13 protein-coding genes are annotated in these 14,370 nt (G+C 73.4%); 9 read left to right on the top strand and 4 right to left on the bottom strand.

Features of this window, described 5'->3' with window-relative positions; genetic code table 11:
- Positions 1 to 3 precede the first annotated feature (3 nt).
- On the bottom strand, positions 4 to 966 hold the full coding sequence (locus ACZ3KP_RS17560) for an LAETG motif-containing sortase-dependent surface protein (RefSeq protein WP_467500482.1): 963 nt from the start codon (positions 964 to 966) through the stop codon (positions 4 to 6).
- Between the two features lie 228 nt (positions 967 to 1,194).
- Here ACZ3KP_RS17560 and ACZ3KP_RS17555 point away from each other — a divergent pair, with 228 nt between their 5' ends.
- Positions 1,195 to 2,901: a glycoside hydrolase family 13 protein gene (locus tag ACZ3KP_RS17555; protein WP_467500480.1), complete on the top strand. Its 1,707-nt coding sequence runs from the start codon at positions 1,195 to 1,197 to the stop codon at positions 2,899 to 2,901.
- On the opposite strand, the gene ACZ3KP_RS17550 is transcribed toward ACZ3KP_RS17555, so the two are convergent.
- Positions 2,902 to 3,693, bottom strand: coding sequence for a DUF4142 domain-containing protein (locus tag ACZ3KP_RS17550; protein ID WP_467500478.1), 792 nt, complete (start codon positions 3,691 to 3,693; stop codon positions 2,902 to 2,904). It abuts the gene before it with no gap.
- 211 nt (positions 3,694 to 3,904) lie between these two features.
- Here ACZ3KP_RS17550 and ACZ3KP_RS17545 point away from each other — a divergent pair, with 211 nt between their 5' ends.
- The 4 genes from ACZ3KP_RS17545 to ACZ3KP_RS17530 all read left to right on the top strand — a co-directional run bounded on the left by ACZ3KP_RS17545 (position 3,905) and on the right by ACZ3KP_RS17530 (position 6,717).
- On the top strand, positions 3,905 to 4,573 hold the full coding sequence (locus tag ACZ3KP_RS17545) for a DUF6445 family protein (protein ID WP_358971966.1): 669 nt from the start codon (positions 3,905 to 3,907) through the stop codon (positions 4,571 to 4,573).
- 138 nt (positions 4,574 to 4,711) lie between these two features.
- The gene (locus ACZ3KP_RS17540) at positions 4,712 to 5,443 is read left to right on the top strand and encodes a DUF4232 domain-containing protein (protein ID WP_467500476.1); all 732 of its coding nucleotides are present in this window, start codon (positions 4,712 to 4,714) and stop codon (positions 5,441 to 5,443) included.
- Positions 5,444 to 5,532: 89 nt separating this feature from the next.
- Positions 5,533 to 6,201, top strand: coding sequence for a hypothetical protein (locus ACZ3KP_RS17535; RefSeq protein ID WP_467500474.1), 669 nt, complete (start codon positions 5,533 to 5,535; stop codon positions 6,199 to 6,201).
- 87 nt (positions 6,202 to 6,288) lie between these two features.
- Positions 6,289 to 6,717 carry a cytidine/deoxycytidylate deaminase family protein gene (locus ACZ3KP_RS17530; protein WP_467500472.1) on the top strand — a complete coding sequence of 143 codons (429 nt, stop codon included), beginning with the start codon at positions 6,289 to 6,291 and terminating at the stop codon, positions 6,715 to 6,717.
- A gap of 18 nt (positions 6,718 to 6,735) precedes the next feature.
- On the opposite strand, the gene ACZ3KP_RS17525 is transcribed toward ACZ3KP_RS17530, so the two are convergent.
- The gene (locus tag ACZ3KP_RS17525) at positions 6,736 to 7,212 is read right to left on the bottom strand and encodes a MarR family winged helix-turn-helix transcriptional regulator (protein WP_360561261.1); all 477 of its coding nucleotides are present in this window, start codon (positions 7,210 to 7,212) and stop codon (positions 6,736 to 6,738) included.
- Between the two features lie 82 nt (positions 7,213 to 7,294).
- Here ACZ3KP_RS17525 and ACZ3KP_RS17520 point away from each other — a divergent pair, with 82 nt between their 5' ends.
- From ACZ3KP_RS17520 to ACZ3KP_RS17505, 4 genes are all read left to right on the top strand, one after another.
- Positions 7,295 to 8,206 carry an alpha/beta hydrolase gene (locus tag ACZ3KP_RS17520; protein WP_467500469.1) on the top strand — a complete coding sequence of 304 codons (912 nt, stop codon included), beginning with the start codon at positions 7,295 to 7,297 and terminating at the stop codon, positions 8,204 to 8,206.
- Positions 8,207 to 8,279: 73 nt separating this feature from the next.
- Complete coding sequence (locus ACZ3KP_RS17515) at positions 8,280 to 8,945, top strand: SDR family NAD(P)-dependent oxidoreductase (RefSeq protein WP_467500467.1); 666 nt, start codon at positions 8,280 to 8,282, stop codon at positions 8,943 to 8,945.
- A 161-nt stretch (positions 8,946 to 9,106) separates the two neighbouring features.
- Positions 9,107 to 10,045 (top strand): MIP/aquaporin family protein, encoded by a 939-nt coding sequence (locus ACZ3KP_RS17510; protein WP_467500465.1) that lies wholly within the window; start codon positions 9,107 to 9,109, stop codon positions 10,043 to 10,045.
- Between the two features lie 148 nt (positions 10,046 to 10,193).
- Positions 10,194 to 11,429, top strand: coding sequence for an amidohydrolase (locus ACZ3KP_RS17505; RefSeq protein WP_467500463.1), 1,236 nt, complete (start codon positions 10,194 to 10,196; stop codon positions 11,427 to 11,429).
- A 10-nt stretch (positions 11,430 to 11,439) separates the two neighbouring features.
- Here the strand turns inward: ACZ3KP_RS17505 and ACZ3KP_RS17500 are convergent, their stop codons facing one another.
- Entirely contained in the window at positions 11,440 to 14,166 is a 2,727-nt protein-coding gene (locus ACZ3KP_RS17500; RefSeq protein ID WP_467500461.1) for a LuxR C-terminal-related transcriptional regulator, read from the bottom strand.
- Between the last annotated feature and the right edge of the window lie 204 nt (positions 14,167 to 14,370).

Genomic DNA, 14,370 nt, shown 5'->3' with positions numbered 1-14,370 from the left:
CCGTCAGGCGCGGCTCGCCTTACGGCGCCGCGTCGCGACGACGATCGCGCCGCCGCCGGCCAGCAGCACGGCCGCGCCGCCCGCCAGGTAGCCGGTGCTGGAGCTGGCGCCGGTGTGGGCGAGGCCGCCGCCACCGCTGCCGGAGTCGGTGCTCGGGGCCGAGGCCGGAGTGGTGCTGGACTCGGACGCGGAGGGCGACGGGGTGGCCGTACCGGTCGACGCGCTCTGCGAGGGCGCCGGGGTGGTGGTCTCCTCGGCCGGGGTGGACGGCTGGGCCGGGGTGGACTCCGACTCCGAGGGCGCCGGGGCGGACGGGGACGGGGAGGGCGACGAGGACTCGCTGGTCGAGCAGTCCTTCGTGCCGCCGTTCCAGGAGGCGATCAGCTTGTCCTTGATGACCGCGTGGTCCGGGCCGGCCGGCAGGTCACCGTGGACGAAGCCGTCGTTGGCGTCCTTCCTGCCGTCGAACTTGACGGCGCCCCGGTAGAGGTCGATCTGCGCGAAGCAGCCGGCGTCGGGGACCGCGATGTCGAGGGAGTCGGTCTGGCCCTGCTTGACCGTCACCGAGTCGAAGTCGACGAAGATCTGCTCGCCGGAGGTGGCGAAGGTCGGGCCGTGCGCGATGTAGGAGGCGAGCGAGGCGGTGCAGCCGGCGGCGCCACCGGCGGCACGGACCTTCAGGTGCACCTTGCCGTCCTCGGTGACCTTCAGGTTCTGGTCGTCGACCTTCACCGAGTCGAAGAAGTTCGAGCCGTCGATCGAGAACTGGCACTTGTCCGTGCCGGTCTCCGTGCCGGCCCCGGTGCCGGGGCTGTAGTGGCCGCCGGAGTTCCAGCCGTCACCGCCGGGGGCACCGCCGTGGGCCCAGGCACCGGTGGCACCCGCGACGGCGGCGGCACACAGGGCGAACGACGCGACGCCCGTCCCCAGCAGGCGGCGCGCGGTGACATGGCTGGCTATGGACATGGATATCCCATCGTGCGGAGAAGCCGCGGAAGGCAGCGGAAGCGAAGGCACAGCGAAGAAACACCGGGCTCGTCGGTCACATGCGCCACAGTGTGCGGACCATGGTGGTTGGCCTCGCGGAACCCTGTCAACCTGCCTACAAACAGGGTTCGTTCGGAGATCATCACAACTCCCTCACACAGGGAACGAACGGTTCCGGCCGGGGTGAAGGTTCGCTTTCGCGGCAATATGGACAGACTTCATGTCGGTGTCGCTCCGTCCGAGTCGCTTCGTCCGAAAGGAACACGCGTGGTCGACCTCTCCTCCAGGAACCCCGACTGGTGGCGCCAGGCCGTGATCTACCAGGTGTATCCGCGCAGCTTCGCCGACGCGGACGGCGACGGACTCGGTGACCTCAAGGGCATCACCGAGCGGCTGTCCCACCTGGCCGCGCTCGGCGTGGACGCCCTGTGGCTCAGCCCGTTCTACCCGTCCGAGCTGGCCGACGGCGGCTACGACGTCGCCGACCACCGGAACGTGGACCCGCGTCTCGGCACCCTCGACGACTTCGATGCGATGGCCGCCGAGGCGCACCGGCTGGGCCTGAAGGTGATCGTCGACATCGTCCCCAACCACACCTCGCACCAGCATCCCTGGTTCCAGCAGGCCCTGCGGGCCGGTCCCGGCTCCCCGGCCCGGGACCGCTACGTCTTCCGGCCCGGCCGCGGCGCGCACGGTGAACTCCCGCCCTCCGACTGGCAGTCGGTGTTCGGAGGCAGCGCCTGGCGGCGGGTCCCGGACGGTGAGTGGTACCTGCACCTCTTCGCGCCCGAACAGCCCGACCTGAACTGGGAGCACGAGGAGGTCCGCGCCGACTTCCGCACCACCCTGCGCTTCTGGTCGGACCGGGGCGTCGACGGCTTCCGGATCGACGTGGCCCACGCCCTGGTGAAGGACCTCGCCGAACCGCTGCGGGACGTGGCGGAGTTCGGGGCGACCGGTGAGGAGGCGCTGGAGCGGGTGCCGCCCGGCACCCACCCCTACTGGGACCGTGACGAGGTGCACGAGATCTACCGCGACTGGCGCAAGATCTTCGACGCCTACGGCCCGCCCCGCACGGCCGTCGCGGAGGCCTGGGTGCCCGGCGCCCGCCGCGCCCTGTACGCCCGCCCCGACGAACTGGGGCAGGCCTTCAACTTCGAGTACCTGCAAGCCCCCTGGGACGCGGACGCGCTGCGTCAGGTGATCGCCGACTCGCTGGCCACCGCTCGCGCGGCCGGCGCCTCCGCCACCTGGGTGCTGTCCAACCACGACGTCGTACGGCACGCCTCCCGGCTGTCGCTGGCGGCCGGCACCGACGAGAACGCCTGGCTGCTGTCCGGCGGCCGGACCCCCGCGGTCGACGCCGAACAGGGCCTGCGGCGGGCGCGCGCCGCCACCCTCCTCATGCTGGCGCTGCCCGGCTCGTCGTACGTCTACCAGGGTGAGGAGCTCGGCCTGCCCGAGGTCGCCGACCTGCCCACGACCGTCCTCCAGGACCCGATCTGGGAGCAGACGGGCCATGTCCGCAAGGGCCGCGACGGCTGCCGGGTGCCGTTGCCGTGGACGACGGACGGACCGTCGTACGGTTTCGGGGCGGGCGGCGCCTGGCTGCCGCAGCCCTCGTGGTTCGCGTCGTACGCCGTCGAGGCGCAGGCCGGTACCGAGGGCTCCACCCTGGAGCTCTACCGCACCGCGCTGCGGCTGCGCCGCAAGCTGCTCGACGGCGAGACGCTGACCTGGGCCGCGGCCCCCGAGGGTGTGCTGCACTTCGCCCGGTCGGACGGCTGGCGGTGCGTCACGAACGTGTCGCACGCGCCGGTGCCACTGCCGCCGGGCGAAGTGCTGCTCGCCAGCGTGCCGTTGCCGCTTGACGGCACGCTGCCGTCGGACACCACGGTGTGGCTGGGCGCCTGATCAGCCGGTGGTGGGAGCGGGGGTCCCGCCGTTGCCGACGCCGGCGCCGCTGCCCGTGAAGCCGGGCTCGCCGGGCAGGGCCGGCGGCTTGGTCGTGCTGTTGACCGGCGGGGTGAGCACGACCTGCGGCTGGCCCGGGTCCGGCGGCGGCGGGGTCAGGTCGACGGCGGGCAGCTTCGGCGGGGTCGTCTCCTGGAAGAGGACCGAGGGGAAGTCGACCAGGCCGGTCTGCTCCATCACCGTGATGTGGTCGAGCACGGTGGCGTTGGCCTGGTCGGCGAGGGTGCGCACCAGGGTGTTCGTGGTGGTGGAACGGACCTTCGCGATGGTGTTGAAGATCGAACCGTGCGTCACGCGCAGGATGTTGGCGAAGTCGGTGTCGAACTTCTTGCCGCTGTCCGCGGTCAGGGTGCTGACGAACCCCTGCTGCTGCGGCGAGGCCACGTTGGGGATGGTGATGTTGAGCATCTGGCTGATCTTGCGGCAGCTGATGTCCAGCGCCGCGTGGCCGTCGATCAGGTGCTTGCTCGCGGTGATGACCGCCGGGGTCGTGCCCTTCTTCAGGCCGAGCTGGCCCACCGGGTACTCCCAGAGTCCGGCCGCGCGCACCTTCACCACGAAGTCCCGGTCGCCCTCGGTCAGGGGCCCCCACTGGGTGTTGGCGATGACTCTGGTGGCGGCGCTGGACGTGGTGTTCACACCCAGCATGCTCGGATAGGCGAGAGCGGCGAGCGTCAGGCTCAGGGCTCCTCCCACGACGAGAGTGCCTGTCGCGTTACGCGAAAAGGGCATCGGTACCTCCGGCCCGGTCGAGGCCCCGCGCACGGCGGGTCGGACGCAGAGAAGTACGGACAGGGAAGCGCGCGAAACCTTTTCATTTGGTAAAGAACTTGTGAGGCGTTGCCCGGCGGGTCCCGTCGGCTTCCCATGTCTTCCTCAGGGGACGGTGTTGATTTCCCCTGGTCCATGTGGTCATGACAAAGCTGGGGGCAGGCTTCGCCGCATGCCCCCACACTCCGTGCTTCCCGTGCTGCCCTACCGCAAGCCCACGAAGGGCCGCGACTACTGGGTCTTCGACGACGTCCTGCCCGACGTGGACGCCGTGCGGGAGCGCTGCCTGGCCAAGGACGACTGGGTCCAGGGGTACCCGTACACCTCGGAGACCTGGCCCGGTCTGCGCACCATGCCCGGCCTGGAACCCGCCGAACTCGACGTCGTGGAGGCGCTGGTGCGGCAGGCCACCGGCGCCGGGAAGCTGTGGGTGCAGCAGGCGCCCGGCGGCGGCACCCTGAACCACAACTGCGTGCAGGTGGTCGGCGAGGGCGAGAGCGAGCCGCGCCCGCACACGGACTCACGGGCGCTGTGCCGGTACGCGGCGGTGCTGTACCTGAACCCCGGGGTGGCCAAGGACTGCGGCACCGCGTTCTACCGCCAGTCGCTGCCCGGCGGCCGGCTCGGCGGCAACGTCGTGCAGGCCCCCCACAACAACCTGGTCGAGGCCCTCGGTACGCGGTTCGTGCCCGGCGACCACTTCGAGGAGGACGTCCGCGTCCCGCACAGGTACAACCGGCTGCTCCTCTACAACGCCAACCTCGTGCACAGCGCGACGCGGTACACCGGGAAGACCCTGGAGGAGAAGCGGATGACGGCGGTGTTCTTCTGGATGGCGTGAGCGGCGCCGTTCTGTAACGGCCGGTGTGACGTGACCACGACGGGCTCGTGACGGTGATCTCCGAACTTCCCCCGACGGGGCGGCATCGAAAGAGGTGTCCGGCAGAGAGCCGGGAAGAACGCACCGCTGGGGGATCCCATGTCGCACCGCCGTACCCACCTTCGCAAGACCGCCGCCGCCGTGACCGGTGCCGCCGCGCTGATGGCTCTGCTCACCGCGTGCAACGGCACCGCGTCGGGGTCGGTGCACTCCGACGGCGGCACGGCCGCACCGGCGGCCGGTGACGCGACGGGGTCCGGTGCGAACGCCGGGTCCGGTGCGAACGCCGGGTCCGGGTCGACGGGCGGGTCGGGCTCGACCGGCGGGTCCGGTTCCGCGGGCGGGTCCGGGTCGGGCAGCGGCAGCGGTACGTCGGGTTCGGCCGCCTCCGGGGGCTCCTCCGCCGGAGGTTCCGCCACCGGCTCGGTGGCCGCCTGCCAGGCCTCCCAGCTCGGCTACTCCTGGGCCGAGACCGGCAGCGGAAGCGGCCAGCAGCAGGCCGTGGTCGCGCTCACCAACAAGAGCGGCCACACCTGCACGATGTACGGCTTCCCGGGCGTCGACCTGGTGAACAGCGGTCGGCAGTGGTCGCTCCGGCGGACCGACGCCACCCCGCAGCGGGTCACGCTGGCGAGCGGCGCGGCCGCCCACTTCACCCTGACCTACCTCGTCGCGGAGCAGGGCGACGCCACCGCGTTCACCCCCACCACCGTGGTCATCACCGCGCCGAACCAGCGCACGTCGTACGACCTGCCCTGGCACGGTGGCGCGCTGGTGCTGCAGGACGGCGCGACGCACCCCGGGACGTACATCGGCCCCGTCACCCGTTAGGCACAGGGCGTCGCGACCCCCGATAATCGGGGCATGGCCCGACCGCACCCGCCCGCCGGACGCCCCCACGGGACACCGGCCGCCGCCAGGTGAAGCTCACCGAGCTGCACCGCCGCCTGCTGCCCGACGTCCTGTCGGCCGGTGCCGCCTGTCCCCTGGCGCTGACCGGCGACTACGCGGCCCAGGCGCACGGCCTGTTCGACCGTCCCGGCCGGACCCTCGACGTCGCGACGCAGCACGCGGCGCCCATGCGGATGATCGCCGGCACGGTGGCGGCGGCGCTGCGCGACCACGGCTGGGGCGTCGTCACCCGCGAGGCGGACCCGCTCTCCGCCCAACTCGTGGTCACCGACGTGGTCTCGGGGGACGAGGGCGAGGTCGACATCCTCAAGGAGGCGCTCTGGCACCCCCCGGTCCGCACGGAACTGGGTCTGACCCTGTCCCTGGAGGACGTGGTCGGCATGAGGGTCTGGGCCCTGACCGACCGCGGTCTGCCCCGTGACCTGCTGATCGTGCACGCCGCGGCGGACCGCTGGTCCCTGCCCGACCTGGAGGACCTCGGCCGCCGGCACGCCCGGGACACCTTCGACCTCGCCGACCTCCAGGCCCGGCTGACGGGCACGGAATGGATGGACGACCGGGAGTTCACGGTCCTCGGCCTGGACGCCGGGGCCGTCACCGCGCTCCGGCTCTGGGCCCAGGGCTGGGCGGACGACATCGCGGAACGCCTGATGGAGGCTCGGCCTCCGGAGGACTGACCCGTGCGCCGGTGATCGTCGTGCGACAGGATCGCGGGCGGGCGGGCAGCACGGCCCGCCGTCCGAGATCCCACGAAGGCGGAGCCGATGACCACGCCGACCCATCCCGTCGATCACGAACTCGTCCAGGCCGCGGCGCGGGTGGCCCGCACGCGCTGCCGGGGCGGCAACCACACCATGGCGGCCGCGGCGCGCGCCCGGGACGGCCGGATCGTCACGGCGGTGAACGCCCACCACTTCACGGGGGGACCGTGCGCGGAGCTGGTGCTCATCGGCGCGGCGGCCGCCCAGGGCGCCTACGACCTGGACACCGTCGTCGCCGTGGGCGACCGTGACCGGGGCGTCGTACCGCCGTGCGGCAGGTGCCGGCAGGTTCTCCTCGACTACTTCCCGGACCTCAAGGTCATCGTCGGCTCCGGCGACCGCGTCCGGGCCGTCGCCGTCGCCGACCTGCTGCCGGAGACCTACGTCTGGGCCGACCACCAGCTCGACGCCGCCCCGGACCAGCCGCACTGACCCGCGGGCGGGCGCCGGTCAGCCCGTGGGGAGGCCGACGCGGTCGCGTTCGAGCGCCGAGCGGAGCTCCGCGAGGACCTGTGCCGCGGCCGCTCCCGGGGGGCCGCCGAGAAGGTCCGCGGTCAGCTCCGCCAGCGTCCGGGTGAAGGTCTCCTCCGCCGCCTCGACGAGCCGCAGGCCGTCGTCGGTCAACTCCAGCAGCGACGAGCGGCGGTCCGCGGGGTTGGTGCGCCGGACCACCCAGGCCTGCTTCTCCAGGCGGTCGGTGCCCTTGCTGGTGGCACCGATCCCGATGGCGAACTCGACGGCGAGGTCCGCCACCCGGGACCCCGGGTGGTCGCGCAGGAAGCGCAGGAACTCGAACTGCGAGGTGACGATCCCGTGCCGCTCGCGCAGCCGGTCGTTCAGCGCGTTGTACAGGCGCGTCTCGCAGCGGACGAGATCGGAGAAGAAGCCCGGGAGGTCGACCCGGCCACCGCTTGACTTGGATGCCATGGCATGTATCTTAGCCTAGATTCCTAAACATATAGTTCTTCGGCATATAGTTCCTTGGCATGCAGCGTCCCTGGAGGCGACGATGAGCAGGCGACAGCGCGCGGAGATCGACGCGATGGTCCGGCGGCCCCGGCCCGAGGGCCCCCGGTCGGTGGCGGAGCTCCGTGCGGGGTTCCGGGAGTTGATGGCCGAGATGATCGTCCCGGCCGGGATCCGCACCCGGCCCGTGACGCTCGGCGGGCGGCCCGCGGAGCTCGTCGAACCGGTCGGCGCCGCGCGGGCCGGGACGATCCTCTACTTCCACGGCGGCGCCTACGTGTTCGGTTCACCGCGCACGGCGATGTCCCTGACGGGCAACCTGGTGGACAGGACGGGGTTCCGGGCGTACTCGCTGGACTACCGGCTGGCCCCCGAGCACCCGTTCCCGGCCGCGGTCGAGGACGGGCTGAGCGCCTACCGCGCTCTTCTCGACGGCGGCGAGGACCCCTCGGCGATCGCGCTCGCCGGGGACTCCGCCGGGGGCGGACTCGCCGTCACCACCTGCCTCGCCGCACGCGACGCGGGCCTGCCGGTGCCGGCCGCGATCGTGGGGTTCTCCGCCGGGCTCGACATGACCCGGACGGGCCGGAGCATGGACGCCAAGGCGGGGGCCGACCCGTACTTCACCCGTGCGGAGCTGGCGCACACCGGGGACATGTACCTCGCGGGGCAGGATCCGCGCCAGCCGCTGCTCAGCCCCGCCGTCCTCGCCGACCTGACCGGCTTCCCCCCGATGCTGCTGCAGGCGGGCACCAACGAGGTGCTCCTGGACGACTCCACGCGCATGGCGGAGCGCGCGAGGGAGGCCGGGGTGGACGTCGTCCTGGACGTCACCGCCGACGTGCCCCATGTCTTCCAGGCCTTCGCGGGCGTCCTGGAGGAAGCCGACGAGGCCCTGGACCGAGCCGCCCTCTTCCTCACCCAGCGCCTGCGCACCGACGCCGCGGGGGTGTGAAGGGGGGTGGCGTGCGGTACGGAGGTAGGGGTCGGTTGCCGGTTCGGTCGTCAGGATCGTCAGGAGTCGTGTCGTGAGCAGTGTCGCCATCGTGGGGGCCGGGCCGGGGCTGGGGGCCGCGGTCGCCCGGCGGTTCGGGCGGGAGGGGTTCAAGGTGGCGCTGGTCGCCCGGGACGGCAGGCGGCTCGACGCGCTCGTCCGGGAGCTGTCCGGGCTCGGCGTCGAAGCCCGGGGGTACTCCGCCGACGTGCGGGATCCGGACGCCCTCGCCGCGGCGCTCGCGCGGGCGGCGGAGGAGCTGGGGACCGTCGAGGTGCTGCAGTACAGCCCCGTGCCGCAGGCGGACTTCATGCGGCCCGTGCTGGAGACCACCCACACCGACCTGCGCGGGCCGGTCGAGTTCTCGGTGTACGGGCCCGTCGCCGCGGTGCAGCAGGTGCTGCCGGGGATGCGGGAGCTGGGGCGCGGAACCATCCTGTTCGTCAACGGGGGCACCGCCGTCGTCCCGCACCCGGACCGGGCCGGGACCTCCGTCGCCTTCGCCGCCGAGAGCGCGTACGGGCACCTCCTGCACGACCGGCTCGCCGGGGAGGGCGTCCACGTGGGGCAGCTGGTCATTCCCGGGGCGATCGTCCCCGGACACCCGCGGAAGGACCCGGCCGTCCTCGCCGAGACGCTCTGGGGGATGCACCGCGACCGGCACGGGTTCCGGCACTACGCCGACGACCTGGAGAGCTGACTCCACGGTCGTCCCCTCGCCCCCGTAGCCGCGCCGCTGCCCCCGTCGGCTCATCACCGAGCCATTCGGGCAAATCTGCGCAAACATCACTTGTAAGCCAAAATGGTGTTCGGCCTGATTGCTCCCCACCGGGAGCCGGCGATGGCTAAAGGGGGCCAGCGATGGCTGTGGAAATTCCTCCGCTCCTCAAGCCCTCCCGGCTGAGAAGCCGTGGAGGCCTGTTCGGTGAGTGCCTGGCGGAGTTCCTCGGGACCTTCGTCCTGATCTCGTTCGGGTGCGGTGTCGTGGCCACGGCCGTCGCGGCGCTGCCCGGGTCCGGGCGCGCGGCGACGCCCACGACCATCTTCCTCGCGGCCGGCGACTGGCTCCTGATCACCTGGGGCTGGGCCTTCGCCGTCACCTTCGGCGTCTACGTGGCCGGCGGCGTCAGCGGCGCCCACCTGAACCCGGCGGTGACCCTCGCGTTCGCCGTGCGCCGCAGGTTCCCCTGGGCGAAAGTGGTGCCCTTCTGGGTGTCGCAGGTGCTCGGCGCCCTCACCGGTGCCGCGCTGGTCTACCTCGTCTACCACGACGCGATCAGCGCCTTCGACGCCGCGTCCCCACCGCCCAAGGTCGGCGGGCACACCGAGGCCACCTTCTCGATCTTCGCGACCTTCCCGGCGCCGTACTTCCACGGTGGCACGTGGGGGCCGCTGATCGACCAGATCGTCGGCACCGCCTTCCTGGTGATGCTGATCGTCGCGGTCATCGACCTGCGCAACACGGCCGTGGGGGCCAACCTCGGGCCGTTCATCATCGGCCTCGTCGTCGCCGCCATCGGCATGTCCTACGGCGCGAACGCCGGCTACGCCATCAACCCCGCCCGCGACTTCGGGCCACGGCTGCTCACCTGGTTCGCGGGGTGGAAGAGCTACGCGTTCCCGGGGGACGGCGGCTGGTTCAGCGGCTACTGGTGGATCCCGATCGTCGGTCCGCTGATCGGTGGCGTGATCGGTGTGCTCGTCTACGACCTGTTCATCGGCGACGTGCTGCACGCCCGGCTCCAGCTGGGCGAACTGCCGGAGGTGGGACGCACCCGGCCCACCGTGGACGAGGACTGACGGCCCGGCCGGTCAGGCATCTCCAGGCCGCTGTCGAGGACCGCCGAGGGCGTGCGGGGAGCGCGCGAGCACGTGAAGTACCGTCACGAGGCAGATGCCGATCCGGGAACCGACGGTCGAGCGGCCCCCTCACCCCTGGAGACACGCCATGAGCACCAGTCCCCTGCTGACCGGTCTGCCCGAGCGGCTGCCCGAGCTGCGCGCGCTCTACGAGGACGTGCACGCGCACCCGGAGCTGTCCTTCCAGGAGGTGCGGACCGCGGCCCTGGTCGCCGAGCGGCTGCGGGCGCAGGGCTGGCAGGTCACCGAAGGGGTCGGCGGCACCGGGGTGGTGGGCGTGCTGGCCAACGGGGACGGTCCGGTCGTCCTGCTGCGGGCCGACATGGACGCGCTGCCGGTCACCGAGCGGACCGGGCTGCCGTACGCGTCGACGAACGACGGGGTGATGCACGCGTGCGGGCACGACATGCATGTGGCGTGGCTGCTGGGGGCGACCGGGCAGCTGGCCGCCGTGCGGGACGGGTGGCGCGGGACGGTGGTGGCGGTGTTCCAGCCGGCCGAGGAGGTGGGCGGGGCGCCGAAGATGCTCGCGGACGGGTTCGCCGACCGGTTCCCGCGGCCGGACGTGTGCCTGGCCCAGCACGTGGCGGGGGCACCGGCCGGTCTGGTCGGGACCCGGGCCGGGGCGTTGATGGCGGGCGCGGACAGCCTGCGGGTCACGCTGTTCGGGCGGGGCGGCCACGGGTCCACGCCGGAGGCGACCGTCGACCCGGTGGTGCTGGCCGCCGCCGTGGTGCTGCGGCTGCAGACGGTCGTCTCCCGGGAGGTGGCCGCGGGCCAGCAGGCCGTCGTCACGGTCGGCTCGATCCACGGCGGGACCAAGGACAACATCATCCCGGACAGCGTCGAACTCAAGATCAACATACGGTCCACCACGGCGGCCGTACGGGAACGGGTGCTGGCGGCCGTCGAGCGGATCGTCCGGGCCGAGGCCGCCGCCTCCGCCGCGCCGCGGGAGCCGGAGATCGTCCCCGTCGAATCCTTCCCGGTCACCCACAACGACCCGGCGGCGACCGAGGCCGTCCAGTCCGCGTTGGCCGCCGAATTCCCGGGTCACACCTTCGAGTTGACGTCACCGGTGCCCAACAGCGAGGACTTCGGCGCCTTCGGTACCGCCCTCGGCGCGCCCTCCGTGTTCTGGTTCGTCGGCGGCACCGACCTGGCGCTCTACGCGGACGTCGACCTGGAGGCCCTGGTCCGCGACGGCATCCCGCCGCAGATCCCCTCCAACCACTCCCCGCACTTCGCCCCCGTCCCGGACCCGACGATCGAGACGGGCGTACGGGCGCTGCTCGCGGCGGCGGCCCACTGGCTGGCTCCCTGACCCCCCTGCTTCACCGGGGCCCCTGGTCCAGGGCCGGGCGCAGGTCCGTGCGCCGGCGGATGCCCAACTTGCGGTAGGTGTGCGTGAGATGGGTCTCCACGGTGCGACGGGCCAGATGGAGCAGCGCCGCGATCTCCCCGTTGGTGCGTCCCTCGGCGGCGAGTTCCGCGATCCGGCGTTCGCTGCCGGTGAGGGAGGCGGCGCCGGTGCGGCGCCGGGCCGACCGGGCGCCGCCCTCCCGCAGGCTCCCCTCGGCGAGCTCCACCAGCCGTACGGCGCCCAGCCGTTCGGCGAGCCCGGCGGCCTCCCGCAGGCAGTCGCGGGCGCGGGCCGCCTCGCCGGCGGCGGCCAGCTGGCGGCCGAGCGCCAGCAGGGCCAGCCCCGGTTCGGTACCGGCCGGACCGGCGTCCCGCAGCAGTCGCACGGCCTCCTCGGTGAGTTCCAGGCCGCGCCGGCCACCGGTGGCCGTACCGAGGACGCGCAGCGCCCGGCCCACCGTGCGCGGGGTGTCCCAGACGCGGGCCAGCCGCAGCTCCTCCTCGGCGAGGGCGATGGCCTCCAGGGGGCGGCCGAGGGCCAGCCGGCACTCGGCGGCGGCCGTCCGCCAGGGGGTGACCACGGGACTGACCACCTCTCGGGCCGCCTGGCGGCGCCCGCACTCCAGGAAGTCGAGCAGCGCGGCGGCCGGGTCGCCGGCGGCGGCCCGCACCACTCCCCGCGCGTAGAGGAACCGGTTCAGCTCCCAGGAGTCCGCCGCGTCCCGCAGGTCGAGCCCGGCGACCAGCTCCTCCGCCCGCGCGGTACGGCCCGTCTCCACGAGGGCGACGAGCAGGTGCGCGTGCGCGTTGGTCGGCGCGAGCGACTCCGGGACTACGGCCGGGCGGGTGAAGTCGGCGCGGGCCGCCGCGATGTCCGTACGGCAGTTGACCAGGGCCTGGTGCATGGGGTGCAGCAGGTCGGGGCGCTGCCCGGCCAGGCCGCGGTCCACCAGCCGCTCGGCCTCGTCGAGTTCGTCGGCCCACTGGGCGACCGTGGCCGCCGTACCGACCAGGAACGGCTCGGTGAGCGGGTCGGCGGGCGCGGCGAGCAGGGTGCGCAGCTCCCGCATCGCCTCCCGGGCCGAGGTGAGCCCGGCGGACGCCGAGTGCCGTACGAGCAGGGCCCGGCCCGCCGTGCCGACCAGTTCCGGGGAGCGGTCGGCGGTCTCGGACAGCCGCCGGTAGAGCTCCTGCCGTACCTCCTGGTCCTGGTCGGACAGGAGCACGGAGGCGGTGTGCAGGGTCCGGGTCAGGTCGGGGCGGCCGGTCAGCTCGCCGTCCACGGACCGCAGCAGCTCGACCGCCTTGCGGGTGCGGCCCCGGCCGGTCAGCGCGGTACCGAGGGCGACGGCCGCACGCACCCGGTTCTGCGGGGTGGCGGGCAGCCGGACCGCCTCGGCGAGCCGGGGTATCGCGGCGGAGGAGCGGGGCGCCGCGTACTCCAGTGAGCCCAGTTCGGTCAGCAGCCGCTGCCGGTGGTGGTCGGCGAGGGGCTCCTCCAGGGCACGGCGCAGATAGCCGACGGCGTCCTCGGCGCGGTCCTCGTACAGGGCGACGGCCGCCGCGTCCTGGAGCAGCGGCGGTACCCAGGGGGCGCCCACCGGCCCGGTCGACAGCAGCCGCCGGGCGACGGCCTCGGCGGGCGCGTCCTGGCGCAGCATCGCCTCGGCGACGGCCCGGTGCGCGGTGCGGCGGCGGGTCGCGGGGACGCCGGCGAGGACCGCGTCCCGCAGCAGCGGGTGCGGGTAGTGCGGGCGGCCGTCGGGACCGAGCGTGAGCAGGCCGAGGTTGGTCATGGCGGTGAGCCAGCCGGCCACCCGGGTGGGGTCGGCGTCGGCCAGCTCGGCGAGGAGCGGGGTGACTTCGTTGTCGGGGAGGCCGGTGCCGGGGTTCTCCTCCAGGACGGCGAGGGCACGGGCGACCTCGGTGGTGGCCTGGCCCGCGCTGTCCAGCCACCAGTGGACGGCCGCCGGGTAGGCGCCGGGGTAGAGGGCGGCGGTCGTCTCGGGAACCTCCCGGTGCCGGGCGGTGTCGAGGTCGTCCAGGAGGGCGCGCAGCAGCAGGGGACTGCCGGCCGCCGCGTGCACGCAGTCGTCGACCCAGGAGCGGGGCGCGTCGGGGAACCGGTCGCGCACTCGCGCCGCGGCGGCCGCGGGGGTGAGGGGAGCGAGGGTGTGGGTGCGGACCAGCGCAGGGGGGAGGGTGTGGGCGAAGCCCGGGGTGGGCGGGTCGAGGTCGTACTGGCTGCGCTCACTGACCACGAGCAGGATCGGTAAGCGGTCTATGTGCCGGGCGGCCTCCACCAGCCAGCGGTGCGAGGGGGCGTCGGCGAGGTGCACGTCGTCCACGGAGACGAGGAGGGGGGAGGCGTCGGCGTAGGCGCGCAGCAGCCGCCACAGTCCGGCGGCGGTGGACCGCTCGTCGCCGTCGACCGCGAGGTCCGCGAACTCCGGAACCGGGCCGAGGAGTTGGAGGACGGTGGCGAAGGAGATGGGGGTGTCGGCCGGGGAGCAGCGGGCGCGGAGCGTGCGCAGGCCGAGGGTGGTCGCCTGGGCGGCGGCGGCTTCCAGGACGGTGGTGCGGCCGGTTCCGGTGGCGCCCCGGAGCAGCACGAGCCGGCCGCTGCCGGTCCGCGTGCGCTCGGCCTCCTCGGCCAACAGGGCTGTGGCGGCGGCGAGTTCAGGGGACGGATGGGTCATTCCTGGCTCCTCGCGGTGCGCTGGTGTTCTGAGGGTTAGAGGCGGTGGGGGTGGGACAGGTTGTGGAGGGGCGCGGGTGGGGCGGGGTTTGTTGCGTGGACGGCACAATCGATACGGGGTTGTGGATGTGGGGTCCGGGGGTCGTGTGTCGGCTGCGGGCCGGTGGGGGCCGTTCGCGCAGTTCCCCGTGCCCCCAGACAGGGG

It is taken from the genome of Streptomyces sp. NPDC020958 (assembly GCF_055562175.1).
This window is presented reverse-complemented; position numbering and strand designations above follow the sequence as displayed.

Coding starts and splice junctions, on each gene's coding strand:
- ACZ3KP_RS17550 (WP_467500478.1), bottom strand. CDS start 3,693: ATGCCCTTTTCGCGTAACGCGACAGGCACTCTCGTCGTGGGAGGAGCC.
- ACZ3KP_RS17510 (WP_467500465.1), top strand. CDS start 9,107: ATGGCTGTGGAAATTCCTCCGCTCCTCAAGCCCTCCCGGCTGAGAAGC.
- ACZ3KP_RS17505 (WP_467500463.1), top strand. CDS start 10,194: ATGAGCACCAGTCCCCTGCTGACCGGTCTGCCCGAGCGGCTGCCCGAG.
- ACZ3KP_RS17555 (WP_467500480.1), top strand. CDS start 1,195: ATGGACAGACTTCATGTCGGTGTCGCTCCGTCCGAGTCGCTTCGTCCG.
- ACZ3KP_RS17500 (WP_467500461.1), bottom strand. CDS start 14,166: ATGACCCATCCGTCCCCTGAACTCGCCGCCGCCACAGCCCTGTTGGCC.
- ACZ3KP_RS17545 (WP_358971966.1), top strand. CDS start 3,905: ATGCCCCCACACTCCGTGCTTCCCGTGCTGCCCTACCGCAAGCCCACG.
- ACZ3KP_RS17520 (WP_467500469.1), top strand. CDS start 7,295: ATGAGCAGGCGACAGCGCGCGGAGATCGACGCGATGGTCCGGCGGCCC.
- ACZ3KP_RS17540 (WP_467500476.1), top strand. CDS start 4,712: ATGTCGCACCGCCGTACCCACCTTCGCAAGACCGCCGCCGCCGTGACC.
- ACZ3KP_RS17525 (WP_360561261.1), bottom strand. CDS start 7,212: ATGGCATCCAAGTCAAGCGGTGGCCGGGTCGACCTCCCGGGCTTCTTC.
- ACZ3KP_RS17530 (WP_467500472.1), top strand. CDS start 6,289: ATGACCACGCCGACCCATCCCGTCGATCACGAACTCGTCCAGGCCGCG.
- ACZ3KP_RS17560 (WP_467500482.1), bottom strand. CDS start 966: ATGTCCATAGCCAGCCATGTCACCGCGCGCCGCCTGCTGGGGACGGGC.